Annotated in this window: 6 protein-coding genes; 5 read left to right on the top strand and 1 reads right to left on the bottom strand. The window is 71.4% G+C overall.

The genetic code is table 11. The features are described from left to right. The coding region (locus tag D7Y13_RS36360) for a glycosyltransferase family 2 protein (protein ID WP_147452577.1) at positions 1-1,207 on the top strand (1,207 nt) is incomplete at its 5' end. Here D7Y13_RS36360 and D7Y13_RS36355 read toward each other — a convergent pair. Continuing rightward, entirely contained in the window at positions 1,147-2,556 is a 1,410-nt protein-coding gene (locus D7Y13_RS36355) for an FAD-dependent oxidoreductase (RefSeq protein ID WP_158620501.1), read from the bottom strand. The genes D7Y13_RS36360 and D7Y13_RS36355 overlap by 61 nt on opposite strands. A gap of 86 nt (positions 2,557-2,642) precedes the next feature. Here D7Y13_RS36355 and D7Y13_RS36350 point away from each other — a divergent pair, with 86 nt between their 5' ends. The 4 genes from D7Y13_RS36350 to D7Y13_RS36335 all read left to right on the top strand — a co-directional run. Continuing rightward, positions 2,643-3,686, top strand: a complete 1,044-nt coding sequence (locus D7Y13_RS36350; RefSeq protein ID WP_120585911.1) for a squalene/phytoene synthase family protein — start codon at positions 2,643-2,645, stop codon at positions 3,684-3,686. Then, positions 3,686-5,593: a 2,3-oxidosqualene cyclase gene (locus D7Y13_RS36345; RefSeq protein WP_120585910.1), complete on the top strand. Its 1,908-nt coding sequence runs from the start codon at positions 3,686-3,688 to the stop codon at positions 5,591-5,593. The genes D7Y13_RS36350 and D7Y13_RS36345 overlap by 1 nt, the downstream gene beginning before the upstream one ends. Before the next feature lie 69 nt (positions 5,594-5,662). Further along, a complete protein-coding gene (locus D7Y13_RS36340) occupies positions 5,663-6,193 on the top strand; it encodes a hypothetical protein (protein WP_233595986.1) in 531 nt (176 codons plus the stop codon). A 57-nt stretch (positions 6,194-6,250) separates the two neighbouring features. Further along, positions 6,251-6,460, top strand: a 210-nt coding sequence (locus D7Y13_RS36335; RefSeq protein WP_279637163.1) for an FAD-dependent oxidoreductase, incomplete at its 3' end; no start/stop codon positions are given.

Here is a 6,460-nt window from a genome sequence, read left to right as displayed (position 1 = left end):
ACGAGATAGGCTCCGGTCTCGTGGGCTCGGAGATGGGTATAAGGGACAGGCGCTGGGGCTGCTGGTCCATGGACACCTGGGGCTGATGGCGGGCCTGCGACGGCGCCCGGCACCGGCCGCGAAGCCGTTCGAGCCGCCTTCGGTGACCCTCATCCGCCCCATCCGGGGCCTGGACGTGGAGGCGCGGCAGAACGTGCGCGCGCTGCTGGAGCTGGACTATCCCGGCGAGTGGGAGGTGCTGTTCGTCTTCGACAGCGAGGAGGACCCGGCGTTCGCTCCCACCCGGGAGGAGGTCCTCCGGCATCCGACGCGCGCGAGGCGGGTGGAACTTCTGGTGGCGGGCGAGCCCCCCGAAGGCCTGACGGGCAAGCTCAATGCCATGCAGGTGGGGGTGGAGCGGTCGCGGTGCACGCTGGTGGCCTTCAGTGATTCAGATACGCGGCCCGCGCCCGGGGTGCTCACGGCGCTGGTGGGAGCGCTGCTGGAGGACGCGCGCACGGGCGCCACGTTCGCGCCCGTCTACGCGGTGGCGGACGCGCCCCTGGCGGGCGACGTGGGCTACGGGCTGCTGGTGAATGCGTGGTACGGCGCGTTGGTGGCGCGCACGGCGCAAGCGGACGGCGCGCTGCCCTTCATCATGGGGCAGTTGATGGTCTTCCGCCGCGAGGCGCTCGCGGCCATTGGCGGCGTGCGCTGCGCCGCCGGTCAGCTCGTGGATGACATGTACCTGGGGCGCAGGTTGCACGAGGCCGGGTGGAAGAACCGCGTCATCCACACGCCCCTGCGCATCGTCACCGGACAGCTGGAGCTGCGCGCGTTCCTGCGCATCTTCCGGCGGTGGATCCTCTTCTCGGAATCGGGCCTGCCCTGGGGCTTCGCGCGACCCAACTGGGTGCGAGGGATGGTGAGCTGGATTGCGTGGGGAGGCCTGGCGGTGGCGGTGGCGCGCAGGGCCTGGGGGCGCGCGGCCGTGGCGGCGCTGCCAATCGGCTTCTCCGTGTGGAGCCAGCTGGGGCTCCAGCGGGCCCATCACGGGCCGCGCGTCGCGCTTCGTCACTACTGGGTGCCGGCGGTGCTGCCGCTGCTGGGCGCGGGGGTGGTGCTGTCCGCGCGACTGTCGCGCGAGGTGGAGTGGCGTGGCCGGGGCTACCGGCTGGATGCGAAGGCGCGCCTGGGGGAGGCCCAGCCGGCCCGGGCCAGCCTGTAGACGGGACGGCGGACACGACGATGCAGCCAGCTGCCCATCTGTTCCACCGCGCTCGCCACGGCGTCCCGCAGGGGAGGCCCGGAGGCGCGCAGCAACGGCGCGGCGGACCGCAGCCGGCCGGCCTGGGCCTGCGGCGACAGCATGGCGATGAGGGCATGGCCGACGACCCTCAGGTACTCGCGGGTCATCACCCGCATGCGCGGCTCCTCGGAGGAGAGCAGGGCCATGGAGGCGCGCGCGCCGCGCGGGCTGTGCTCCCAGTAGTGCAGGAGGCCCTGGCGCAACGCCCGCATGCCCTCGTCATGTCGGGCGAAGGCGCTGTAGAGCGCGGAGGCGAGCGCCACGCGGGTGCGCTGCGCCGGCCGTCGCTCGCGCGCGTAGTGTTCGAGCGCGCGGTGGACGGGCCCTGGATGGCGTCGCAGCGCTTCTTGAAGGGCGCGGGCATCGTGGAAGCACGACGCCATGCCACTGGCGGTGAGCGGATGGCAGCACGCGGCGGCGTCGCCCACGAGCACCGCGCTCTCCACCCAGACGGTCTCCGCCAGCCAGTCGTCGTTGGAGGCCATGCGCGGGGCGGGCCCTTCCTCCAGCGCCCGCCAGACTTCGGCCTTCAGACCGGAGGGCAGGGTGTGCAGCAGCTCCGGGTGGCCCTTCAAGGTCTGGGCGGTGCTGCCCAGGGGGAGATCGACCATCACCCGCGCCACGCCGGGCTGGATGGCATAGGCCAGCACGTGCAGGGGGCCTCCCACGAACTGGTGACCGTGTCCGGGGTGGGTCAGGCAGGCGCTGTCCACGGTGACGCCCAGCATGGTGGAGATGCGGGCATGGTGCTCGGCGATGCCCAGCATCCGCCGCACGGGCGACGCGCGTCCGTCCGCGGCCACGAGCAGCCGGGCGTGGAGGGTGTGCTCGATGCCCTGTTGGGAGAAGCGCAGGCGGACACCTCTCGCGTCGTTGTGCTCCACGGCCGTCACCCGGGCCCGGCCGAGCAGGGTGACGCCGGGGCGCCGGGCCACCGATTCCAGGAGGGAGTTGGTCAGGGTGGCATGGTCCAGCGACAGTCCGGTGACCCCGCTCCCATAGGGCAGGATGAGGGTGCGCGCGGGGGCCTGGAAGCGCACGGCGAACCCGCGCACGGGCTGGGACTGCCAGGCGTCCACGACGTCCCCGAAGCCCAGCGCTCGCAGGTCCCGCACGCCGGTGGGGTGGAGCAGCTCCCCCGCGAGCTGTTTGTGGCGGTCCACGCCCGCGTCCACCAGCAGGACGGACAGCCCCAGCTCGGCGAGCGCGGCCGCCACCGCGCACCCCGCGGGCCCACCTCCGGCAATCACCACATCGACGTCCCCCACGCGGCCCTCACCCGATTCTGGATCCACCTGTCTGTGATTGATGACTTAGCCATTGAAGCAAGACGACGCACGCAGAGGAGGCAGGCATGGTTGCGCCAGGAGAGTCGTTTTGCCGTACGCAGCTCCCCCGGGTGTCCCGGACGTTCGCGCTGAATATCCCGCTGCTGCCCGAGCCCCTGGACCTGGCGGTGACGGTGGCCTACCTGCTGTGCCGCATCGCGGACACGCTGGAGGACGAGGCCCCGGGGCCGCTCCAGGGGGGATTGCTCGACGCGCTGGCGGACCTCGTGGAGCTGGGACCGGACTGGGAAGCGCGTGCCCGGGCCTTCGCGCGGCGGGCGGGGGGCGCGCTGCGAGACGAAGCCCCCGTGGCGGAAGCAGCGCTGCTCGCGGGGACGCCCACGGTGCTGGAGACCCTGGCGTCGCTCCCCTCCTGGGTCCACCCACACATTTCCCGGTGCGTGCGCACGATGACGGGCGGGATGAAATCCATCCAACGCATGCACGGGGGCAGCGGTCACATCGAGGGGTTGCCCGACCTCCAGGCGACGTTCATGTATTGTTATTACGTCGCGGGCGTCGTGGGCGAGATGCTGACCGGCCTCTTCATCGACCACTCACCGTGGGTCGCCGAGCGGCGGGCCCGGCTCACGCAGCGAGCCCTCGCTTTTGGCAGGGCCCTGCAACTCACCAACATCCTGAAGGACGTGCGCGAGGACCTGGACCGCGGAAGCTGCTGGCTGCCAAGGGACCGGATGGCGGCGCACGGGCTTTCACCCGAAACGCTCACCCGGCCGGCCGACCGCGCGCGGGCGGTCGCGCTGATGCATGAGCTGGTGGCGGTGGCGCGCCGGGAGCTGGACGTCGCGCTTGAATACTCCCTGGCGCTCCCCCCCGAAGAGCCGGGACTGCGGCTGTTCTGCCTGTATCCCCTCTTCTTCGCGGTGATGACGCTCAACGCGGTGGAGGGCAATCCCGCGGTGTTCGACCCCGAGCCGGTGAAGATGCGCCGGGAGTCGGTGGGACTGTTGATGCAGCTCACGCAGGAGCGGGTGGCGTCGGATGCCGCGCTGCGGGCGCTCTATGCCGAATGTTCGCGAGCATCCCAGGGGGCGGAGGCGATGTGGTGATGCAGCGGGCCCGCGACGTGCTGGCCCGGACCCAGGAGGCGGATGGCTCCTGGAAGGGCGACTACGGCGGCCCGCTCTTCCTGACCCCGGTGTATGTGGCCGGGCTGTATGTGATGGGGCGGGCCCCGGACGCGCGCACCCGCGAGGGGATGCTCGCCCACCTGCGGGCCCACCAGAACGACGATGGGGGCTGGGGGCTGGACGTGGAGTCGCGAAGCCTCGTCTTCACGACGGTGCTCAACTACGTGGCCCAGCGGTTGATGGGCGTCGATGCCACCGACCCGGACCTCGTGCGCGCGCGGGCGTGGTTCCTGCCCCGGGGCGGTCCGCTGGGCAGTGGTTCCTGGGGGAAGTTCGTCCTCGCCCTCCTGGGGCTCTATGACTACGACGGGTTGACCCCCATTCCTCCGGAGCCGTGGCTGCTGCCGCGATGGCTGCCATTCCATCCGTCGCGGCTGTGGTGTCACTGCCGCATGGTGTACCTGCCCATGGGCTGGCTGTATGGCCGCCGGGCCCGCGCGGTGGAGACGCCCCTGTTGGCCCAGGTGCGCCGCGAGCTGTATCCCCAGTCCTACGCCGCCGTGGACTGGAAGGAAGCGCGCAACCGGGTGGCCGCGTCCGATGCCTACACCCCCCGGAGTGGGTGGCTTCGCGCCGTGAACCGGGCGCTGGGCCTCTACGAGCGGGTCCACCCGAAGCGGCTGCGCGCCCGTGCGCTGGAGGAGTGTCTGGCGTTGATTCGCGGGGAGGATGAAGCCACGCATCACCTCTGCATCGGGCCCATCAACAAGGTGCTCAACACCGTGGTGTGGCATCTGGCCCGGCCGGACGGTCCGGAGGTTCGGGCCCACCTGGAGCGCCTGCCGGACTATCTCCAGCACTCCGCGGATGGCACGAAGGTCAACGGCTACAATTCCTCTCAGCTCTGGGACACCGCGTTCGCGGTGCAGGCGCTGGTGGCCTCGGGACAGGCGGCAGGGGCGCGGGACACCCTGGAGCGCGCGGGTCGCTTCCTGGAGGCGGAGCAGGTGCTGGAGGACTCGCATCAAGCCGCGCGCCACCACCGGCATCCGAGTCGGGGCGGCTGGCCGTTCAGCACCCGCGCCCACGGTTGGCCCATCAGCGACTGCACCGCGGAGGGGCTGAAGGCGTGTCTGCTGTTGGAGCCGCTCGGGCTCAACCGCGTGCCTCGCGAGCGGCTGGCGCAGGCGGTGGAGTTCATCCTGTCGCTGCAGAACCGGGACGGGGGCTGGGCCACCTACGAGCAACAGCGGGGGCCGCGCTGGCTGGAGCGGTTCAACCCCTCGGATGTGTTCGCCGGCATCATGGTGGACGCCAGCTACGTGGAGTGCACGTCTGCGTGCGTGCAGGCGCTGGTGGCCTGGCGGAAGGCGCGGCCGGAGGCGCCGGTGGGACGAGCCATCGCGCGAGGCGTGGACTTCCTGCGCCGCACACAGCGCCCGGATGGAGGCTGGGAGGGGTCGTGGGGCGTGTGCTTCAGCTACGGCACGTGGTTCGCGGTGACGGGGCTGGTGGCTGGCGGCTTGAAGCCAGGAGACCCGGTGCTGCGCCGGGCCTCCGCGTTCCTGAAGGCCCACCAGCGCGAGGATGGCTCCTGGAGCGAGACCCTCCAGAGCTGTCGCGAGCGTCGCTGGGTGGAGGGGCCCATGGGGCACGCGGTGACGACGTCGTGGGCGTTGATGGCGCTCGCGGCCACGGGTGACGGGGAGTCAGAGGCCGCCCGCCGGGGTGTGGCGTGGCTTCGCGCGCGGCAGGGCGCGGATGGCCGGTGGCCTCCCGAGCCCCTGGCGGGCGTGTTCAACCGCACCTGCGCCATCCACTACGACACCTACCTGCGCATCTTCCCGCCGTGGGCGCTGTCACGTTGGGGGAACCTCATGAGTTAGCCTCCCAGCCCTTCTGCTAAGGCTCCGCGGATGAACGGACAGGAACGAAGACTGACGTGGATGCGGTGGATGGGACCCCTGGCGCTTTCGCTGGTGAGCCTGGGATGCGCTGGGGCCTCGACCCGGCCCGAGGCAGAGGGGGCGCGGGTGACGCTTGCCTCCGTGGATCCGGCGTGTTCGACGGAGAAGAGCACGCAGTGTCTCTGCGTGGGGACGCCCGGCGCGGCGGCTCTCCAGCTTGAGGAGATTGGCGTGGATCTGAACGCCCTGAAGACGGGCGGGGTGCCCTGCGTCCAGGGCGACTTCGACGAGGATGGCCAGCCGGACTACGCCTTCCCGGGCAAGGGCTACTCGTGCAACCAGCCCGTTCCGGTGCGGGTGCTCTTCACGAAGGACGGACAGGTCCGGGACGTGCTCGCCCTGTCGCGCGAGGTGAGCTGCCTCCAGCTCTACGCTCCCCGGTCCACACCCGGCCCCCACGGCGAACCCGCGACCGAGCGCCAGGGACTGGTCGACTGGGGCGAGGGCAACGCCACGTGGGTCTACCTGCTCGACGGCAAGCAGTGGGCCGCGACCACCCATCCCTCTGAATCACGCTGAATCAGGGCGCTGTAACCTTTCGCCGTCCTCCGTCGTGGTGCCCGTGAAGCCCCTGGAATTTCCCGGGTGCGCGGACGGAGGACGGGCATGCAGGCGATGAAGGTGGCGGTGATTGGCGGAGGGCTGGGCGGGCTGACCGCCGCGGCGCTGCTGGCGCGCGGTGGCTGCGAGGTGACGCTGTTCGAGCGCTCGAAGCACCTGGGCGGACGGGCCCAGACTTCGGACGTGGAGGGCTTCCGCTTCAACCTGGGGCCGCATGCGCTGTAC

Origin of the sequence: Corallococcus praedator (genome assembly GCF_003612125.1) — a bacterium.
Taxonomy (GTDB): domain Bacteria; phylum Myxococcota; class Myxococcia; order Myxococcales; family Myxococcaceae; genus Corallococcus; species Corallococcus praedator.
Note: the sequence above shows the minus strand (reverse complement) of the source record. Positions and strands in the feature narration are given on the sequence as shown.